General features: G+C 38.3%; 17 protein-coding genes. 11 read left to right on the top strand and 6 right to left on the bottom strand.

Features of this window, described 5'->3' with window-relative positions; all coding sequences use genetic code 11:
- Positions 1-10: 10 nt before the first annotated feature.
- Together AAY42_RS16910 and AAY42_RS16905 are read right to left on the bottom strand one after the other, a co-directional pair.
- Complete coding sequence (locus tag AAY42_RS16910; protein WP_055397348.1) at positions 11-1453, bottom strand: T9SS type B sorting domain-containing protein; 1443 nt, start codon at positions 1451-1453, stop codon at positions 11-13.
- A 114-nt stretch (positions 1454-1567) separates the two neighbouring features.
- Positions 1568-3358: a T9SS type B sorting domain-containing protein gene (locus AAY42_RS16905; protein WP_313778054.1), complete on the bottom strand. Its 1791-nt coding sequence runs from the start codon at positions 3356-3358 to the stop codon at positions 1568-1570.
- A gap of 147 nt (positions 3359-3505) precedes the next feature.
- Between AAY42_RS16905 and folE the strand changes: the two genes are divergently transcribed.
- From folE to AAY42_RS16855, 10 genes are all read left to right on the top strand, one after another.
- Positions 3506-4186: a GTP cyclohydrolase I FolE gene (folE, locus tag AAY42_RS16900; RefSeq protein ID WP_055397344.1), complete on the top strand. Its 681-nt coding sequence runs from the start codon at positions 3506-3508 to the stop codon at positions 4184-4186.
- Positions 4187-4200: 14 nt separating this feature from the next.
- Positions 4201-5682 carry a cysteine--tRNA ligase gene (gene cysS, locus AAY42_RS16895; RefSeq protein ID WP_055397342.1) on the top strand — a complete coding sequence of 494 codons (1482 nt, stop codon included), beginning with the start codon at positions 4201-4203 and terminating at the stop codon, positions 5680-5682.
- Positions 5683-5713: 31 nt separating this feature from the next.
- The gene (gene yidD / locus AAY42_RS16890) at positions 5714-5941 is read left to right on the top strand and encodes a membrane protein insertion efficiency factor YidD (protein ID WP_055397340.1); all 228 of its coding nucleotides are present in this window, start codon (positions 5714-5716) and stop codon (positions 5939-5941) included.
- Between the two features lie 93 nt (positions 5942-6034).
- On the top strand, positions 6035-7003 hold the full coding sequence (gene lgt / locus AAY42_RS16885; RefSeq protein ID WP_055397338.1) for a prolipoprotein diacylglyceryl transferase: 969 nt from the start codon (positions 6035-6037) through the stop codon (positions 7001-7003).
- Complete coding sequence (locus tag AAY42_RS16880) at positions 7003-7485, top strand: DUF192 domain-containing protein (RefSeq protein WP_055397336.1); 483 nt, start codon at positions 7003-7005, stop codon at positions 7483-7485. Before lgt ends, AAY42_RS16880 begins: the two co-directional genes overlap by 1 nt.
- Positions 7486-8010, top strand: coding sequence for a GNAT family N-acetyltransferase (locus tag AAY42_RS16875; RefSeq protein WP_055397334.1), 525 nt, complete (start codon positions 7486-7488; stop codon positions 8008-8010).
- 47 nt (positions 8011-8057) lie between these two features.
- Positions 8058-9314, top strand: coding sequence for an ABC transporter ATP-binding protein (locus tag AAY42_RS16870; RefSeq protein ID WP_055397333.1), 1257 nt, complete (start codon positions 8058-8060; stop codon positions 9312-9314).
- Positions 9301-9816 (top strand): GNAT family N-acetyltransferase, encoded by a 516-nt coding sequence (locus tag AAY42_RS16865; RefSeq protein ID WP_055397331.1) that lies wholly within the window; start codon positions 9301-9303, stop codon positions 9814-9816. The genes AAY42_RS16870 and AAY42_RS16865 overlap by 14 nt, the downstream gene beginning before the upstream one ends.
- 10 nt (positions 9817-9826) lie before the next feature.
- Positions 9827-10150, top strand: a complete 324-nt coding sequence (locus AAY42_RS16860; protein ID WP_055397329.1) for a hypothetical protein — start codon at positions 9827-9829, stop codon at positions 10148-10150.
- Between the two features lie 6 nt (positions 10151-10156).
- The gene (locus AAY42_RS16855) at positions 10157-10927 is read left to right on the top strand and encodes a HEAT repeat domain-containing protein (protein WP_055397327.1); all 771 of its coding nucleotides are present in this window, start codon (positions 10157-10159) and stop codon (positions 10925-10927) included.
- 63 nt (positions 10928-10990) lie between these two features.
- Here the strand turns inward: AAY42_RS16855 and secDF are convergent, their stop codons facing one another.
- A complete protein-coding gene (gene secDF / locus AAY42_RS16850) occupies positions 10991-13954 on the bottom strand; it encodes a protein translocase subunit SecDF (protein ID WP_055397325.1) in 2964 nt (987 codons plus the stop codon).
- A 139-nt stretch (positions 13955-14093) separates the two neighbouring features.
- On the bottom strand, positions 14094-15020 hold the full coding sequence (gene mdh, locus AAY42_RS16845) for a malate dehydrogenase (RefSeq protein WP_055397324.1): 927 nt from the start codon (positions 15018-15020) through the stop codon (positions 14094-14096).
- A gap of 244 nt (positions 15021-15264) precedes the next feature.
- Between mdh and AAY42_RS16840 the strand changes: the two genes are divergently transcribed.
- Entirely contained in the window at positions 15265-15633 is a 369-nt protein-coding gene (locus AAY42_RS16840) for a hypothetical protein (RefSeq protein ID WP_055397321.1), read from the top strand.
- Positions 15634-15711: 78 nt separating this feature from the next.
- Here the strand turns inward: AAY42_RS16840 and AAY42_RS16835 are convergent, their stop codons facing one another.
- Both AAY42_RS16835 and gyrB read right to left on the bottom strand, forming a co-directional pair.
- Positions 15712-16722 carry a DUF6588 family protein gene (locus AAY42_RS16835; RefSeq protein WP_055397319.1) on the bottom strand — a complete coding sequence of 337 codons (1011 nt, stop codon included), beginning with the start codon at positions 16720-16722 and terminating at the stop codon, positions 15712-15714.
- A 71-nt stretch (positions 16723-16793) separates the two neighbouring features.
- Positions 16794-18734 carry a DNA topoisomerase (ATP-hydrolyzing) subunit B gene (gene gyrB / locus AAY42_RS16830; protein WP_055397317.1) on the bottom strand — a complete coding sequence of 647 codons (1941 nt, stop codon included), beginning with the start codon at positions 18732-18734 and terminating at the stop codon, positions 16794-16796.
- Positions 18735-18897: the final 163 nt, after the last annotated feature.

The raw sequence follows: 18897 nt of genomic DNA, 5'->3' as shown, positions 1-18897 counted from the left end.
CTTTTTTATTTTATCGTACTAGGGAAAAATGCCTTCTCACTGATCTAGCTACAACAACGCCGGTATCATCTCGATCATAGTCCAAACGGAACCAATAATCTGAAGATGGTAATTCCCTACCATTAAATGTCCCATCCCAAACGCTACCGGTATCCAATTGTTTTAAAAGTTTTCCATAGCGGTCAAAAATATAAACGCTTGGTGCGGTCAGCGTTTCAATACCCAAAACATTCCAACTGTCATGTACCCCATCACCATTTGGAGTGAAGAACTTTGGATATCCAACTACCAAGAAAGGAAGTGCTTCTGTTATACCACAACCATTTTTATCATTGATGATTACCGTGTTTTCACCAGGTGGCACATCAAAAAATTGCGGGTCATCCTGGAATTCCCCTCCGTTAATGGCGTATTCATAATCACCATCACCCAAAGGAACAATCTCAATATTGTAAGGATCAGTTTGATCACTATTCACTAAATCATCAATTACGCGTACTTCGTCCAGTTCTGGAACGCCGTAAAATGTAATAAGAATATCATCTGTTATAATTGTGGCTAAAGTTGTTTCTATAGACACAAAATAACGTCCTGAATTTGGACTAGTTACCGTAAATTCTGTTTCAGCCGGACCAGCAGCAAGAACCTCATCTATAGTCCCGTCATCATCACGGTCCAAAGTCCAAGTAACATTTGCGATATCCGGACCTGCAGGTGAATTTAGAGCGCTCAGCACAATATCTGGGTCGCCTTCACAAGCAATAATGTCCAAACCTAAAAACTCATCACGCAAAGTACAATCCAATGCAGTATTTTGATCGGCATCCACGGAAGTTCCTGTAAAAGTCAATGCAAAAGGCTCTGCATCTCCATCAAAATTGGTATTGTAGTTATTTATGAATAGGTAATAAATCTCTCCTGCAGTTACATCTAGCCATTCATCGTAAGTATTCTGACTTCCTTTTACAAATGGCGCACCTAACCTGCCATCAATAGGGTTAACCCCAATTCCGGTAAATCCTGTATCGTTTACTTCGTAATTACAACGTATAGGTTGTGCCGAACCATCACCAATTATGGTACAAAAATTTTGTCCTGTGGTTTGGTCAAAAGGGCCATAAAGTGCAAAATCCAACTCGGATGTGAGTATTGTTCCAGAAACAGGAAGGGCTTCAATATCAAAACCTATTTGTCCATCTGTTCCAGCCCTAAAAACGTACCATGAAGTATTGTTTTCGATATTTGCTGAACTAACACTACCTTTTTCCAAACAGCCAGATTGCGTTATCACATCTGGGTCAAAATCATCGATATCACCACTCCCGTCCGTAGTGGACAAAATAGGCGCGTCCGCACATACAGGAATTGCTGTTCTACAATCTGGGGAGTTTTGAGCATTTGCTCCAATAGAAACTAAAAATAAACAACAGATAGCGCTAAATAGAGCTCTCATAGAATTTGGGGCTAAAGGTTATTTTGTAATCTACCTTGTATAACTGCCCAAAACATGCTTTTAGTATTTTTCAACCGAAAAATAATACAGTTAATCGATAAAATGCACTTTGTACTATCTTCTCAACGAAAAATGGTTCTGTAAATATTTAGCGTATGTCCTATTGCCATCAGTATCAATATAGGATAGTTTGAACCAATAATCTGTTGAGGGAAGTGGTTTTCCATTAAAGCTTCCATCCCAGCCTGCACTAAACTCGGTTAATTCCTTTATGAACTTACCATAGCGGTCATAAATGGTGACTACTGGCGAATTTAATACGGAAAGACCATCTATATGCCAGGTTTCATTGAGTACATCGCCATTTGGTGAAAAAATAGCTGAGAATCCAACTACAACGATATCCTCCTCAACCTCTCCGCAGCCAAATACATCTCTCATCCTTACCGTATGTGTACCGGCGGGAACATCTTCAAAAACACTACTGGATTGATAAGCGCCATCATCTAATTGATATTCAAATTCACCAATCGCATTAGTTAAAATGCTTACGCTATTGCTAGTTTGAAAACCGTCTATTTCAATATCTGAAATAGATGGTAAGACCGAGCTCTGCACACTCACTGTTCTATTCTCTATACAGTCTATACCATTGGAAGAGTTAATTACCGTTACGGTATAATCTCCTTCTTGCGTAACCATTATACTTGGGGTCACTTCCCCAGTGCTCCAGGCATAAGTAAAGCTTGGGTTGGGCATGGTCTCCCCTATCTCAACACCTGTTGTATCCTCACAAATAACAATTTCATCATCAAAGGTTAGTAAGGGTGTTTCAATGGCATTAAAAATGAAACTCTCAGAAGCATCATAGCAATCTGGGTTCGCCAGAGATGTTGTTCTCACATAAATAATTTCCTGACCAGGGTTTTTGGTGTATTCTTTTGGTAATGGATTTATTCCTGCATCTGCATCGGCCTGTGAGCTGTGGTAACTTATCCTATAACTATCGGGGTCTTGCGTTCCAAGTGCTTCGGAATCTTTTAGGGCCAAATCGAAGATCATATTCTGGGTATGACACATAGTCTCATCCGCAACTGTATCAGTAAAAGGTATTTCATTAAAAGCAACTTGCACATCACTTACAATTGTTTCTGTGGGAGTAGTTACAACAGTACGATAAATACCAGAAGTCATGGTATTGAATATTGGATTGGTAGCTCCTATAATTATTGAGAAACCAGAACCTGTATCGCTATACCATTCATAGTTGGTTGCACCAGCAGTTGTTGCATCTAAAGTAACGGTATCTCCTTGACATGCAGCTATTGGAGACCCCAGTAAGTTGCTTACAATGGAACAATCCAGAGCATCCGTTGGGTTGGTAGTAAAAATTGCGCCCGTAAACTGAATGGAAAAACCAGAGTTTACATTACTGAAATTATTGATAAGTAGGTAATAATCCTCTCCCGCATTAACATCTACCCAGTCTTCAAAATGTACTGAAGTTGCATTTCCCGAAGGGTCTTCCCCTACACCAATAAAACTGGTCATATCACTATTATCAAAGAAGTTGCAACGAATTGGATCTCCCAAACTATTACAATCATTGGCCCTATAGAGTGCAAAATCCCAATCTTCTGTACTATCGTGCCCTATATTAAAGCCCAATTGCCCTGAAGCCATGGTTCTAAATCTATACCATGCAGAGTTTGACTCTATTGATCCGGAAAGTGACTGCTCCAAACATCCACTTGAAGTCGCGCCATTAAAATCATCAGTTCCAAAACCGTTGGCACCACCATTAACCGGTGTATTATTGCAAAGAGGTATTGCGCTGGCACATTCTTGAGTGACCTGCGAACTTACGATTTGGCAAAACAAAATCGCTACTAAAACTTTCATCATCAGTCTCACCATAAAAGGCTGTAGATTTGGATATTATAAAAATAAAATAGCTTTTGCCTTAACAATAATTTATGTTGTCAAACTATATAGACCAGATGTTAAATAGGCTTTTAATGTATATCTTTGCTTTCTTGTAAGAATTAGAAAATGAAACTAAAGCAGGCATTGGAAGAACAATATGAAGAAAGAGGAGACGACCATGTTGGCTCTTCAACCGAAACCCCGTTAAGGGAAGATGCTTTTGTATTGAGCGATGAGGAAAAAATTGAAAGAATTCAGAATAGTGTTCGGGAAATTATGTTGACCCTGGGCCTTGACCTGGATGATGATAGCCTCAGCGGTACTCCACATAGAGTAGCTAAAATGTATGTAAAAGAGATTTTTGGTGGGTTGCATCCCAAAAGAAAGCCAAAATCCTCAACATTTGAGAATAAATACAAGTATGGAGAAATGCTGGTTGAGAAAAACATTGTTCTCTATTCTACTTGCGAACACCATTTACTCCCAATAATAGGAAGGGCACATATTGCCTATATTTCCAACGGCACAGTAGTAGGTCTTTCCAAAATGAACCGTGTAGTGGATTACTTTGCAAGACGTCCTCAAGTACAGGAAAGATTGAATATTCAAATAGTAAAAGAACTTCAAAAAGTATTGAATACGGAAGATGTTGCCTGTGTTATAGATGCAAAACACTTATGTGTGAATTCTAGAGGAATACGGGACATTGAAAGCAGTACTGTTACGGCAGAATATGGTGGAAAATTTAAGGACGAAACCGTAAAAAGGGAGTTTTTAGACTACATCAACCTAGATACCGACTTTTAATTCCTCGCTTTTAAATGCAACTTTACAAAAACCAAGACCTTAGAGTATATAATTCACTTTCGGGAAAGAAGGAAGTTTTACAGCCTATAAATGAGGGGCATATTGGCATGTATGTATGTGGACCTACGGTTTACAGCAATGTGCATCTTGGAAATTGCCGTACATTCATGTCCTTTGATATGATTTTTCGATACTTCAGGCACTTGGGTTTCAAGGTGCGGTACGTGCGTAATATTACAGATGCCGGACATTTGGAAAATGACTCTGATGATGGTGAGGATAAAATATCCAAAAAAGCAAAATTGGAACAGATTGAACCCATGGAAGTAGTTCAGCGTTACACGGTCGATTTTCATGAAACACTCCAAAAGTTCAATTTTTTACCCCCAAGTATTGAGCCTACGGCCACAGGCCATATTATTGAGCAGATAGAGATTATCAAGGAAATTCTTGAGAAAGGCTATGCTTATGAAATAAACGGTTCTGTTTATTTTGATGTATTGAAGTTCAATGAAACGAATGAATATGGCAAACTTAGTGGGAGAAAGTTGGAAGATATGGTTGCCAATACCCGTGAGCTTACCGCACAGGATGAAAAGCGAAACCCGCAAGATTTTGCCCTTTGGAAAAAAGCCGAACCACAACATATTATGAGATGGCCTTCGCCTTGGGGTGATGGTTTTCCAGGTTGGCATTTGGAGTGTACCGCAATGAGCACCAAATATTTAGGAGAGACTTTTGATATTCATGGTGGTGGAATGGATTTAAAATTTCCACATCACGAATGTGAAATTGCCCAAGCGGAGGCAAGCAGGGGAAAATCACCTGTCAAATATTGGCTACATGCCAATATGTTGACCCTAAACGGCAAAAAAATGTCGAAATCCACAGGAAACAATATCTATCCTTCTGAGATTTTTAGTGGTGACAACGATATACTCAGTAAGGCCTATGCACCATCGGTTGTTCGGTTTTTTATGATGCAAGCACATTACACCAGTATTTTGGATTTAAGTGATGATGCATTGCTGGCTTCAGAGAAAGGATACAATAGATTGATGGATGGAATGAATGGCATTGAGAAAATCAGCACAGGACCAACATCAGATTTTGACATAGAAGCATGGCAGCAAAAATGTTACGAAGCCATGAACGATGATTTTAATACGCCAATTCTTATTGCCAATCTTTTCGAGGCCATTAAACACATCAATCTGATAAAGGAAGGAAAAGAGAGTATTACACAAGAGGAAAAAGCTTTATTGCAAAAAACCATGAATAGTTTTGTTCATGATATTCTTGGATTGGAAAATCAATCAAAGACAAAAGATGATTCCAATGCATTAAACGGGGTCATGGATTTGTTGATTGAACTTCGAAATGAAGCACGGGCCAATAAAGATTTTGCCACTTCCGACAAAATCAGGGATGAGCTTACAGCTTTGGGCATTCAGCTGAAAGATGGTAAAGATGGGACTACATTCAGCGTAAACTAGTTGTTTTAAACTTTGAAATGAATCTAAAGGAATGACTGTAAAAAAAATTCTTATCGCTCCTTTTGTTCTTTTGGTAAGACTCTATCAACTTTTAATTTCTCCCTATACCCCGGCAACATGCCGGTATTCCCCAACCTGTTCAGCATATACCTTGGAAGCACTTAAAAAACATGGGCTCTTCAGAGGCGGTTGGCTATCCTTAAAAAGAATTTTTAGCTGTAACCCTTGGGGTGGAAAAGGGTATGACCCGGTTCCTTAAGCAATAAAACCTATCCTATATTTTAGTCTAAATCTAACACCTAAAAGCATAGCGATCTAACATCTTTGGTTATCTTAGTCCAAAATTTTATACATGTATTTCCTAGGCTTTAACTGGAATCCTGATGGTACATTACTAAAACTCGGATTCATACAGATTAAATATTACAACCTACTCTGGATAGCGGCCTTTGTTGCTGGCTGGTTTATTATGAAACGTATCTTTTTGAATGAGAAAAAATCCATGGAAAAATTGGATTCACTCTTTATTCATGCAGTGGTATCCATTATGCTCGGGGCTCGCCTAGGACACGTCTTTTTTTATGACTGGGATTACTATAAAAACCATTTGATAGAAATATTATTACCTATTCGGGAAAGTTCTGACGGGTCTTTGTTTGGATTTATAAATGGGTATGAATTCACTGGTTTTACGGGCCTTGCTAGCCATGGAGCCACTATTGCCGCAATAATTGGCGTCTGGTTATATTGCCGAAAATGGAAGGACATAAAATTTTTGTGGTTATTGGACAGAATGGTGGTTGCTTCTGCAATTGGAACCGCTTTTGTTCGAATTGGAAACTTTTTCAACTCAGAAATCAACGGAAAAATAGTGGATAAATCTTTTGCTTTGGCAACACGTTTTATTAGAGATTCAGATGATATGCCAACCTATAAGGCCATGGGCATTACTAAGGAAAAAACGGCCAGTGCAGCTTACAAAGCAATTGAAAATAACCCGGAGTTCGCAAGCGTTTTGGAAACTATACCCTATAGACATCCAGCTCAATTGTACGAAGGTGTTTGTTACATTTTTGTTTTTTTGGCTTTGTATTTTTTATATTGGAAAACGGACAAGAAGGATAAAGTTGGGTATTTGTTTGGAGTCTTCATGGTTGGTTTATGGACGGTTCGCTTTTTTGTTGAATACTTCAAAAAAAGTCAGGGAGGATTTGAAGATGCATTGGGGACTTTTACAACTGGGCAATGGCTAAGCATTCCTATGATTCTTGTTGGCCTGTACTTCATGTTTAGGCCTGTTCCATCAAAAATTGCTCAATAATGCGGATACTAGTTGTCCTTTTAATAGGCTCTGTTCTTTTATTGGGTTCCTGTAAAACAGATTCCAAAAAAGAAATTAAAACCGAAACCATAAGTTTTACCAAGGAAGGTGAGCTTACTATCTTAAAACAGGAAACAGATTCCATAGCAGCACTTTTCAATATTGAAATTGCTGAATCGGAGTACGAAACCCAAACCGGATTAATGTACCGTGAATCCATGGAAGAAAACCAAGGGATGCTATTCATATTTCCGGATGTTGCCATGCATTCCTTTTACATGAAAAACACGCAATTTCCGTTGGACATCATTTATATTGATGAAAATTTGAAGATTGCCAGTTTTCAAAAAGATGCAAAACCATATAACGAATCTGGACTTTCTTCAAAGGTTCCAGTAAAGTATGTGTTCGAAATCAATGCAGGGCTTTCGGAAAAACTAGGGCTGGAAATTGGTGATGTCGTCTCTTTTACAAAAGAATAAATGCCCAAGTATCTACTGGAAGGTGAAACCTCAAATCGATTGCAGTTTCGAAAGATAACACAATCGGATTTCGATAGTTGGCTACCTTTCTATCACAACCCTCTATCTACCCAATATTGGGATGGTTTGCCTTCCGACCCAATAAAAGCTTGCAAAGAACAGTTTGACAGAATTTTTGAACGCTACGAAAAAGGGCTTGGCGGAATGAACGCTCTAGTCTTAAAAGAGACGCAACAACTAATCGGCATTTGTGGTCTTTTGGTTCAAAATGTTGATGAAATTGAAGAACTGGAGATTGGTTATTCCATTTTGCCCAAATTCTGGCTACAAGGTTTTGCAATTGAGGCAGCCCAAAAGTGCAAGGACTTCGCCTTTAAAAATAATTTTACAAAATCCTTGATCTCCATAATACATGTGGATAATGTGCCATCACAAAAAGTAGCGCTCAAAAATGGAATGTATTTGGACAAAACCACTACGTACAAAGACAATCCCGTTCATATTTTTAGGGTAAATCAAGGATAATCTTTATTTTCAAATTTCCTTAATCCCATTCTGGATTTATTACTTGAATGAATCAGCCTAAAAACTACGCTATACTGATCAGCAATACATCGCAAACTAAAAGTTTGGCGCATGACTTATTGAGTGATTCAATTATTGAAGGTTTTGAAGAATTACACAGCAAAAAAGGGCTTCTTTTTGCAAGATCCGAGATCAATCGTTTCATGGATGAAGAAGAACGTCACGATTTTAAAATTCTTACCAAAAACACATCTCAATCTTTAAAAACAATGAGTAGTGGGGAACAGAAAAAAGCCCTACTCCACCATTTGCTTCATCTAAAACCCGATTATTTGGTTCTAGTGAACCCTTTTGACAATCTTGATGTTGGCACCCAAGATTATTTAAAGGAAAAATTAAGGTCAATTTCCAAGACAACAATCTTGATTCAATTGATAAATAGATTGGATGATATTTTACCGTCAACCACAGACTTCTTTACAGTAGAGGATAACAAACTATATAAGTATACATCTTCAAAAGCTTTTTGGGAAGCAAATACAAAAACATCTTCACATTTTACAGATGCAATTCCACCACCTATTGATTCAATAAAAACTGGTAGTGAATTGATCAAGTTCAATAAGATATCTGTCAGTTTTGATGGGCGCCAAGTTTTGGACAATATCAGTTGGACCATAAAAAAAAGGGAGTTTTGGCAGTTAATCGGCCCCAATGGAAGTGGAAAAACCACCTTGCTCTCCATGATTATTGGAGATAGTCATAAAGGGTATGGCCAAGACCTTACGTTATTTGGACAAAAAAAGGGAAGTGGGGAAAGTGTTTGGGACCTTAAGAAAAAAATTGGCTACTTCACTCCTGCCATGATGGATAAATTTAGCGGGTATCATTCCTTGGAAAATATGATGATATCCGGTTTCTATGATTCCATTGGACTTTACAATAATCCAACCGATCAGAAAAAACGATTATCTGGTCTCTGGTTGAAACTTTTGGGACTTTACGAAAAGAGAAATATTCAATTTTTGGAGCTTACCGCAGGTGAAAAAAGACTGGTCATGACGGCAAGGGCCATGGTTAAACACCCTCCTCTTCTTATTTTAGATGAACCCACCGCAGGACTGGATGATGCAAATGCGCGTTTATTTATTGATCTTGTCAATAAGATTTCTAGGGAAAGTGAAACCGCAATTGTGTTTGTTTCCCATAGAAAGGAAGTTGGGTTACAACCACAATTTGACTATATTTTGAAGATGAACACTACAGGTTCAACCGGTAAAGCAAAAAATCATGCGGATAGTTGAAGCTACCATATCCGAGGCAACGTATATTGCTCTTTTAGCCAGAATAACCTTTGTAGAAACTTTTGGCCACTTTTTTAGGGATAAAAAGGACTTAGAGGAGTATTTGGACCAAACTTTTGGTGTCCAAAAAATTCGCAATAGCATTGAAAAGTCCAATAATATTTTTTGGCTTGCTTATATTGATGAACTTCCGGTTGGGTACGCTAAATTGAAGCTGAGTTCCCCTTCAAAATTTATAGCTTCCGAAAACGTCTGTCAACTTCAAAAAATATACGTTCTGAAAGACTTTCTTTCCAAGAAAGTTGGTGGATCGCTGCAAGATGAACTGTTTAAAAAGGCATCTGAGAGCAAACGGGGAAAAATTTGGTTATCCGTATTAAAAGAAAACACCCGTGCCATAAAGTTTTATCATAAAAATGGTTTTGAGACCATCGGTGACCATGATTTTCAAATAGGAAAGGAACATTTTGAGTTTCAAGCAATGGCAAAGAATTTAATGTAAATTTGAATGGATGCGCGAAGAAGTATTGAAAATATATGATGAGTTGGTTGCAGCCAACCCCAACTTCCCCAGGAAAGGCAAGACAATGCCCTATACATCTGCAAATGGGTATATGTTCTCGCTCTTGAACAAGGCCGGAGAGTTGGGTATTCGACTTTCCAAAAAGGATACCGAAGCATTTGATACTGCTTTTGGGGCTAAGCCATTTATATCCTATGGAGCTACCATGCGGGAGTATGTCCTAATCCCAAAATCTCTTTTAGAAGATAGAGAAACACTGGGAAAATACCTCCAGAAGGGGTATGAGTATGTTATGTCTTTACCACCTAAATAGGCCCTTATGGGATTTTACGATTTACCCAAAAATGAACGTTCGCTGTTGGTTCAAACAATTGATTCCGATATTTTGGAAGGTTTTGTACAAAAGAAGGAATCCATTGTCTTAAACTACTTTTCTGATGATGACACCTATATCCGAAAGACAGGCTATTTAGCTGTAGGTAAAATCCATAAAAATAAAGCACTCGAAATTGATAGTCTTGTCAGTTTTCTTAATCAATTATACTTATCCAAGCTGTATAAAGTTCGTCAAACTGTTATCAATGCGGCTGGAGAATTGGGCAAAACCCATTTCGAGTTTGTGGAACACTTTTTTGATAAAGCTTTGTTTGATGAACACCACTCCGTCAGGAATGCAGTTATAGGCTCCATCAAAAAAATGGGCGAAAATAACCCAAAACCTATTTTGAAATGGGCTAGAAAATATTTACATCATCCAGATAAGGAAGTTAGAAGGGAAATCTGTCATGGTATTGAGTTAAGAGGGCGCAAGTATCCCCAAGATATTCTTCCATTGCTAAAAGAATTGCAGCATGATACAACCGCTCGGGTAAAAAACACCTTGATTCATGTTTTAGGGCAAATTTCGTATAAGAAAGGATGTCTGGAAACCGTGGTAAAAGAATTAAATACTTGGGAAAATAAAGCATTGGTTGAAAAGGCACTGGACGAAATTGTGGATGTGCACGACCGATATAAAAACTTTTCGGTACTTACACAAAAAGAGGCTATAACTTATATTGATAGGAATTTTCGAGGAAAAAATGAGTGAAATTTAAATTAAAAAAGCCACCCATAAATGGGTGGCTTTTTTATATAAATCGTATTGAACGTTTTATTCGTCAGCTCCAGCTATTTTCTTTTTTAGGGCATCGAACATAATCGGTGTTGCAATAAACACAGATGAGTAGGTACCTACCAACACACCAACAATCATAGCAAACATAAATCCTTGTAGACTTTCTCCTCCAAATGTAAAGATGGCCAACAGCACTATCAATGTGGTTAAAGAAGTGTTCAATGTACGGCTCAATGTACTATTCAATGCTTGATTGATATTTTCTCCATTATTCCACCCCTTAAGGTTCACAATCTCACGAATACGGTCAAAAACAACCACCGTATCATTCAGAGAGTACCCTATTACGGTAAGGATTGCGGCTATAAATGCTTGGTCTATTTCCATATTAAACGGCATGATACTTCCAGTTAGTGAGAAGATTCCCAACACAATCATTACATCATGGAAAACCGCAACAACAGCACCCAATGAGAACTGCCATTTTCTAAATCGTAATAAGATGTATAGGAATACAACCGCCAGTGAGCCAATAATTGCCAAAAAGGCGTTATTCTTAATATCATCAGCTATGGTTGGACCAACTTTTACAGATTGCAAGATACCTATTGATTTTTCAGAGGCCCCAACGGTAAAGTCTTCAAAAGAAGTGCCATCTGGCAAGTAGTTTTGAAGTGCTGTATATAATTTATCTTGAATTTCATTATCCACCTCTATACCTTCAACATCTACCTTATATGGAGTGGTTACTTTAATCTGATTTGCCTCTCCGAAAGTTTTCACATTGGTTCCGCTACCGAATACAGTATTTAGTTCTGAAGCAATTTCTGATGGATTAACGGCCTTTTCAAAACGGATTTGATAAGAACGTCCACCAACAAAATCAACTCCTTGTTGCAATCCTGTTGTGAATAATGAGAATACTCCGACTCCAACAAGAATAAAAGAAACAACATAAGCTATCTTACGTTTGCCCAAGAAATTGATCTTCATATTCGTGAACAAGTTCTTGGTCAATCCTGTTGAAAAATCCAAGCTTCTTCCCTTTTTGGCAACATACCAATCTACCAACAAACGAGTAATAAAGATTGCAGTAAACAAAGAAGTAACAATACCTATCAATAAGGTAGTAGCAAATCCTTTAATAGGACCTGAACCGAAGATGAAAAGTATAATCGCTGTAAGACCAGTTGTAATGTTTGCATCTAAAATAGAGGACAATGCATTACTGAAACCATCGGCAACGGCTTGAGCTTTTCCTTTACCACGCGCCAATTCCTCCTTAATTCGTTCAAATATAAGTACGTTGGCATCTACCGACATACCAATGGTCAAAACGATACCGGCAATACCAGGTAAAGTCAATACTGCGCCTAAGCTTGTCAGTACTCCAAAGATTAATAGGATGTTAAGTATTAAGGCAATATCTGCAAAGATTCCGGCTTTTCCATAGTAGAAAACCATCCATACCAATACAAATGCCATTGCAATCAAGAAAGACATAAAGCCACTATCAATAGCTTCTTGCCCTAAAGATGGACCAACAACTTCTGATTGAATGATTTCTGCGGAAGCTGGTAATTTACCTGCACGCAATACGTTAGCGATATCTTTGGTTTCATTTACTGAAAATGTTCCCGTAATCTCCGAACGACCACCAGATATTGGTCCTGTAGAAACTCCTGGAGCAGTGTATACTTTGTTATCCAATACAATGGCAATACCTGTTTGGTTGTTGAAAGCATCTCCGGTCAACTTTTCCCATTCCTTTGCCCCTCTTGTATTCATAGTCATGCTTACGGCAGGCTTGTTGAATTGGTCAAACGTATCTTGGGCATCAGAAACTACATCTCCACTTATTCTAGGAGTATTATCTCTATTAGACTTTAAGGCGTACAATTCGGCCAATTCAGAATCTTTGGCCGATCGCTCCCAAAGGAATTTCGTAAACTGTACATCATTAGGTAAAAGTCTTTTGATTTCGCGCATTCTCAGGTATCCACCGATTTCTGCAGTATCTGTAACCAATACCCTCGCAATTGCATGACTACCTGGACTTGCAGGAATCAATTTGCTCAACAATGGGTTTACCTGTGTGCTTAAGTCCAAAGAATCTTGTGCAACATCTGATAATAAGGAATCAATTTCAGATTCCGGTTTAGAAATTTCTTCCTCAGTTTCAACCGGTTCTAAAATCTCTTTTAGTTTTTCATTTGCATTGATAAAAAAGGTACCTATACTCTGGTTACTTTGTGAGTAGGTTTCCCAGAATTCCAATTGGGCCGTACTTGACAATAGTTCTTGAGCCCTTGCAATGTCTCTAGCTCCTGGTAATTCCACCAAAATACGTCCAGAATTCCCTTCCCTTTGAATATTGGGTTGTGTTACTCCAAAACCATCAATACGCTCGCGGAGTACTTCAAAAGCAGAAACTATTGACTCATCAATCTTTGTCCTAATGATTGGTTTTACCTCATCATCCGTCATTTGAAAATTGATGACATCACTTAATCCCTTGTTTGCAAAAATATCAGGGGAAGCAAGCTTAGCATCTCCTTTTATATTGTCGAAGGCATCGAAAAATAACTCCAAATACGTATCCGGGCTATTCTTGGAAGCATCATCGGCATCTGCCAAAGCTTTGTTGAAAATTGGATTCTTAGTATTGTTTGCAAGACCTTTCAAGATATCTTTTACCGAAATCTGAAGGGTTACATTTATACCTCCCTTAAGGTCCAATCCCTTGTTCAATTCCTTTTTCTTCGCATCATCATAGCTGGTATATCCCAAAACCGGATTACTACCAATCGAATCTAGATATGATGCTTCTAAAGCCTCACGCTTTGCCACATAATCTTCTTCAGCTTCCGAAATTTGGCTAACAGCATAGGTTTCAGCATCCTTTTCCAACTTACTTGCGATGAAAGTATAGGAAAGCTGATAAATACTTACCAAACCAAAAAGGAGCGCGAAAAGCTTTATAAGTCCTTTATTTTGCATTGATTGTTAAATTTTTAGAAGTTTTCTTAAACAGCGTGCAAATATATCATTTCCAACAGGATTTGCCAATAGAATTTAGGGGAATTGCAAATGGGCAGTCTCCTGCCCATTTATTTTAAATATTAAAATGTATCAAAGTTTAGAACTGAAGCAGCCCGTTGGTTTTTTTAACCCCTTCAGCACTTTCCTGCATTTTTGCCTTTTCAGCATCACTCAATTCTATCTCCACAACCTTTTCTATACCATTTCTTCCCAACAGTACGGGAACTCCAATGCATAAATCTTCCAATCCATATTCCCCTTCCAAAAGTGTTGAACATGGGAACATTTTTTTCTGATCACAAGCAATTGCCTGAACCAATCCTGAAACGGCGGCTCCTGGCGCATACCAAGCACTGGTTCCCAATAGTTTTGTTAAAGTGGCACCACCAACCTTAGTGTCCTCTACCACTTGTTGCATGCGGTTTTCTGCCAAAAATTCGGAAACTTTAACGCTATTTCTAGTTGCGTGACCAATTAACGGCACCATCCCTTTATCGCTATGACCACCAATTACCATCCCATCAACGTCAGAAATAGGTGCTTCCAATGCTTCTGCTAATCTATATTTAAAACGGGCACTGTCCAAAGCACCGCCCATACCAATAATCTTATGTTTTGGCAAACCTGTAGTTTTATGTACCAAATAGGTCATTGTATCCATAGGATTACTTACCACAATCAAAATAACATTGGGAGAATGCTCAATAAGACTAGAAGATACCGTCTTTACGATTCCTGCATTGATCCCTATAAGTTCTTCACGCGTCATCCCTGGTTTCCTAGGAATTCCCGAAGTAATAACGGCAATATCGCTACCTGCAGTTTTTGAATAATCACTGGTACTCCCGGTAATTTTGGTATCAAACCCATTTAGTGAGGCCGTCTGCATCAAATCCATCGCCTTTCCTTCGGCATATCCTTCCTTAATATCCAACAATACAACTTCTGATGCAAAATTTTTCATTGCAATATATTCGGCACAACTAGCGCCAACAGCGCCTGCTCCAACTACGGTAATTTTCATTTTTCTAGGTTTAAATTTGAATCGCACAAAAATAAGGCATTTAAATCAGAAAAAACCTGACTTTTGGCATTTTAGAGTATGTCTGTTTTCTTGTTTTCTTGTAAGTAAATGAAACGTAATGTTAACAAAATATGTAATTCAACGATGAAATAAAAGCAAGTCATACCATACATCGAATTTGTAACAATAGTTTTTCATAAATCAGCGTTATAATAGTCCCAAATTACGTTTAACCTACTTACCTATGAAAAAGCTCTTTTCATTATTGTCAATTGTATGTATAATTGCGATAAGCAACTGTACCAGTATCCCTGAAAATAATGACCCTATTTTAGGCGTCTGGGCACGAGGCAGTTCTACAATTGATAGCAAAAGTGAAAATACCACACGGGAAGAGTGGATTTTCAATGACGTATACTTAGGTAGATACCAAAGTTATTCCAATTCCCATCTTATTTTTTATACAGATTTTAAGTGGTCCGAAGAAAGTGGCGTTTATTCCATTATTTATTCAGACGACGAAGTAAATGATGTTTCTGTAAGTTTAGAGGAATCCAATGATTCAGAAGTTTTAGCCCTGGAAAACGGTTCTGTCTTCGCCACTAGGGAATAAACCAGAAGACATCCATATGAAAATAAAATGCCCCATCTTTTTTAACGGGGCATTTTTAGTTATGGTTGGTTATTTGTTTTATCTAAATCCAAAATTGACGCCAAAGGTAAAAGTGCTAAATTCAGCAATGTTGTAATCGGCATTTATTCTAAAAAAGCCTAGTTTCAGTTTTGTCCCGATGTTTGCAGATACCCCACTTACCTTGTTACTAATGGCAAACGGGTCATCATAAACAATCGGAGCGCCTGTTGTTTCAACTTCGTATGTCCCCAAAATATCGATATCTGATTTTCCGGTGATATAATTCAATCCTCCATAAAAATTGATTACAGGCAAACGTGTAGAGACTACGGCACTAAAATTCCATGAGCTGAACTGAGCATCAATACGCTGGTTTTCCCCGTTAACAACCCCTGTGCTGGTAAAATCATATTCACCACTCAGATTGGTATAGCCAATCACTGCAGAGATTGCTACAGGAAGCAATTTATCAGCTGGAAGGTGTTTGGTAAAATCATGTTGAATACCAAAACCATACAGTCCCACTGAAACATCATCTGTGTTTATTTTAGGCAAAAACCGAGCTTTTATCTCAGTTCCCTTTATTAAACCTACGCTTGCTTGAATGTATCCTGAAGGAATAAAATTTAAATCTTCTGAGGACAAACCAGATGGCAGTTCAAACTGTGTGGTTACCTGCTGTCCTTCAATAGTTGCATTAATTGCAACATCAATTCCCTCAATATCCCCTAAAGCCGTTGCTACTTCTTTTGAAGTACTTGCATCAACAAACTGAAGATTTTCATAATCCGCAGTATTTAAGGTAAAGGTCTTTTTATCATCCTTGTTTTTAAAACCGGTGATATTTCCAATAATTGAAATTTCAAATCCGCCCAATGGTTTGGCATCTGCAGAATTGTACCATCCGTTAGAGATGCTATAGATTCCTGCTTCTGTCATTGGGGCCATCCAATCATTGGTAAACCGCTCTGCGTCATTTAAACCTGCGGCCAAAAGGTCATTTAAATTAGATTGAGCCATTCCTATGGAAAAACTACATAATGCGAACAAAAGAATTATTCTTTTCATCTTGTAAAATTTTTCCTAAAACTAAAAAACTCGCCTTGTATGGGCGAGTTTTTGTTGTAAACAGGCGTTATTTATACATCTATGTTCGCATAAACGGCATTTTTCTCTATAAATTCTCGCCTTGGCGGTACCTCATCCCCCATCAACATTGAGAAGATGCGGTCAGATTCTGTAGCATTATCTATGGTAACCTGTCTTAAAGTTCTAAAATCAGGATTCATTGTAGTATCCCACAATTGTTCTGCATTCATTTCACCCAGACCTTTATATCGCTGAATACCAGCTCCACCATTCATGGATTCTATAATTTCATCACGTTCGGCGTCGGTCCATGCATATCTTCGCTTGGTCCCTTTTTTCACTAAATATAATGGTGGGGTAGCAATATAAACATGTCCGCCTTCTATCAACTCACGCATATACCTGAAAAAGAAAGTTAGAATCAGAGTCTCAATATGGCTCCCATCCACATCCGCATCACACATAATCACCACCTTGTGGTAACGTAATTTTTCAAGGTTCAATGCTTTACTATCTTCTTCGGTTCCAATAGTGACACCAAGAGCCGTGTAGATATTTTTAATTTCTTCGTTTTCAAAAACCTTATGCTGCATGGCTTTTTCAACGTTCAGGATTTTACCTCTTAAAGGTAATATGGCCTGAAAGTTTCTATCTCTTCCTTGTTTTGCCGTACCTCCTGCAGAATCTCCCTCTACCAAGAAAACCTCACATTTGGTTGGGTCTTGTTCCGAACAATCGGATAGCTTTCCCGGTAACCCTCCAACGCTCATTGGATTCTTACGCTGAACCATTTCGCGAGCCTTGGCCGCTGCATGTCTTGCTTGAGCTGCTAGCTTTACCTTCTCAACGATTTGCTTGGCATCATCTGGATGTTCTTCCAGATAATTCGTCAGCATTTCTGAAACTGACTGACTTACCGCACTGGTCACTTCTCGGTTACCCAGTTTAGTTTTTGTTTGACCCTCAAACTGGGGTTCAGCCACCTTGACTGACACGATTGCCGTCAGACCTTCCCTAAAATCATCTCCAGAGATTTCAAACTTTAATTTATCAAGTAAGCCTGAATTGTCAGCATACTTTTTAAGCGTACCTGTCAATCCTCTTCTGAAACCTGATAAATGTGTTCCTCCTTCATGTGTATTAATGTTGTTGACATAGGAATGCAGATTTTCTGAAAAACCGGTATTGTATATCATCGCCACTTCAACAGGGATGCCATTTTTCTCTCCTTCCATAGAGATAACCTTTTGAATAAGAGGCTCCCGAGTTTCATCCAAAAATCGTATAAACTCTTTTAATCCTTCTTGAGAATGGAACGTTTCAGAAATATATTCTCCTTTTTCGTCCTTATTTCTTTTATCTGTGAGTGTTATTGTTATTCCCTTGTTCAAATAAGAAAGCTCTCGCATCCTATTTGCCAAGGTGTCATAACTATATTCCGTCGTCTGTGAAAAAATGGTATTATCAGGAATAAAGGTTACTACGGTACCTGTTTCCTTACTCTCACCAACACTTTTGACGGGATATAAGGTTTTACCTCTTTCGTATTCTTGCTCCCAAATTTTACCTTCACGATAAACAGTAGCTTTTAAATGACTTGAGAGTGCATTTACACAGGAAACCCCTACACCATGAAGACCACCTGAAACTTTATAGGAATCCTTATCAAACTTACCTCCAGCCCCAATCTTGGTCATAACAACTTCTAAGGCCGAAACTCCTTCCTTTTTGTGAAGACCTACCGGAATTCCCCGTCCGTTATCTTTTGTTGTTATGGAATTATCTTCATTGATGATTACATCGATAGTATCACAGTACCCTCCCATGGCTTCATCAATGGAATTATCCACAACTTCATACACCAAATGGTGCAATCCCCTAGTACCTACATCTCCAATATACATTGAAGGTCTCATACGCACATGTTCCATCCCTTCAAGGGCCTGAATACTATCTGCTGAATACTGGGGTTTTTTAGCTTCTTCGCTCATAAATTCTCTTTAATTGCCTTGAAATTTTCAAATCCTACAAATATAAGGAATACCCAATGAAATTAGGTACTTGAAGCCATTCAGACACCTTAAGTTATCAACAAATAAATGTGGAAAAATAAGCTTGATTTTAAGACGCCGAACTATAGGTGCAGAATAACAA

The organism is Flagellimonas eckloniae (genome assembly GCF_001413955.1).
Taxonomy (GTDB): domain Bacteria; phylum Bacteroidota; class Bacteroidia; order Flavobacteriales; family Flavobacteriaceae; genus Flagellimonas; species Flagellimonas eckloniae.
The sequence above is the reverse complement of the archived record's forward strand: the minus strand, read 5'-3'. Positions and strand labels throughout refer to the sequence as shown.

Bases quoted from the DNA above. Each gene is read 5' to 3' on its own strand.
- AAY42_RS16910 (WP_055397348.1), bottom strand. From the start codon at position 1,453: ATGAGAGCTCTATTTAGCGCTATCTGTTGTTTATTTTTAGTTTCTATT.
- AAY42_RS16905 (WP_313778054.1), bottom strand. From the start codon at position 3,358: ATGATGAAAGTTTTAGTAGCGATTTTGTTTTGCCAAATCGTAAGTTCG.
- folE (WP_055397344.1), top strand. From the start codon at position 3,506: ATGAAACTAAAGCAGGCATTGGAAGAACAATATGAAGAAAGAGGAGAC.
- cysS (WP_055397342.1), top strand. From the start codon at position 4,201: ATGCAACTTTACAAAAACCAAGACCTTAGAGTATATAATTCACTTTCG.
- yidD (WP_055397340.1), top strand. From the start codon at position 5,714: ATGACTGTAAAAAAAATTCTTATCGCTCCTTTTGTTCTTTTGGTAAGA.
- lgt (WP_055397338.1), top strand. From the start codon at position 6,035: ATGTATTTCCTAGGCTTTAACTGGAATCCTGATGGTACATTACTAAAA.
- AAY42_RS16880 (WP_055397336.1), top strand. From the start codon at position 7,003: ATGCGGATACTAGTTGTCCTTTTAATAGGCTCTGTTCTTTTATTGGGT.
- AAY42_RS16875 (WP_055397334.1), top strand. From the start codon at position 7,486: ATGCCCAAGTATCTACTGGAAGGTGAAACCTCAAATCGATTGCAGTTT.
- AAY42_RS16870 (WP_055397333.1), top strand. From the start codon at position 8,058: ATGAATCAGCCTAAAAACTACGCTATACTGATCAGCAATACATCGCAA.
- AAY42_RS16865 (WP_055397331.1), top strand. From the start codon at position 9,301: ATGCGGATAGTTGAAGCTACCATATCCGAGGCAACGTATATTGCTCTT.
- AAY42_RS16860 (WP_055397329.1), top strand. From the start codon at position 9,827: ATGCGCGAAGAAGTATTGAAAATATATGATGAGTTGGTTGCAGCCAAC.
- AAY42_RS16855 (WP_055397327.1), top strand. From the start codon at position 10,157: ATGGGATTTTACGATTTACCCAAAAATGAACGTTCGCTGTTGGTTCAA.
- secDF (WP_055397325.1), bottom strand. From the start codon at position 13,954: ATGCAAAATAAAGGACTTATAAAGCTTTTCGCGCTCCTTTTTGGTTTG.
- mdh (WP_055397324.1), bottom strand. From the start codon at position 15,020: ATGAAAATTACCGTAGTTGGAGCAGGCGCTGTTGGCGCTAGTTGTGCC.
- AAY42_RS16840 (WP_055397321.1), top strand. From the start codon at position 15,265: ATGAAAAAGCTCTTTTCATTATTGTCAATTGTATGTATAATTGCGATA.
- AAY42_RS16835 (WP_055397319.1), bottom strand. From the start codon at position 16,722: ATGAAAAGAATAATTCTTTTGTTCGCATTATGTAGTTTTTCCATAGGA.
- gyrB (WP_055397317.1), bottom strand. From the start codon at position 18,734: ATGAGCGAAGAAGCTAAAAAACCCCAGTATTCAGCAGATAGTATTCAG.